General features: G+C 63.5%; 1 pseudogene. It reads right to left on the bottom strand.

From position 1 onward, the window contains the following. Positions 1–392 (bottom strand): annotated as a pseudogene (locus ACFHWW_RS34315) (ISNCY family transposase); the annotation flags it as partial. Positions 393–436 lie beyond the last annotated feature (44 nt).

Raw genomic sequence — 436 nt, 5'->3', positions numbered from 1 at the left:
TCGAAGGTTCTGTAGGGCAGGGACGTCCCCTCATGGGTGACCTCGAGGCGACCGTCGGGATAGTCGCAGACAATGACCTTCTTGCCGGCCAGCGCCGTGGCGAGGTCGGTCGGATCGAGGATGAACATCACCTTGTCATAGCGCAGCGTCAGCGACTGCGACAGCTTGCGGATCTCCTTGCGGCACATCGCGCCATCGAGGTTCTCATGCGCGGCAAACGGCCGGTGCATGTCCTTCGGATTGCGCGGCGCCTTGCCAAAGCGGCGATTGAAGTCGGCCATGAACTCCGGCGCATAGGCATTCGCCGCGGCGATCGTGTCGATGCCGCGCAGCCGCAGTTCCTTGACGAGGCGATCCTGCAGCGTCTGGTTGGCGCGCTCGACGCGTCCCTTCTTTCAAGTCCCGGACTGCAGTTCGTGCTGACACTCAAGCGCGC

Source organism: Sinorhizobium sp. P24N7 (assembly GCF_042436655.1).
GTDB lineage: Bacteria > Pseudomonadota > Alphaproteobacteria > Rhizobiales > Rhizobiaceae > Sinorhizobium > Sinorhizobium meliloti_A.
Note: the sequence above shows the minus strand (reverse complement) of the source record. Positions and strands in the feature narration are given on the sequence as shown.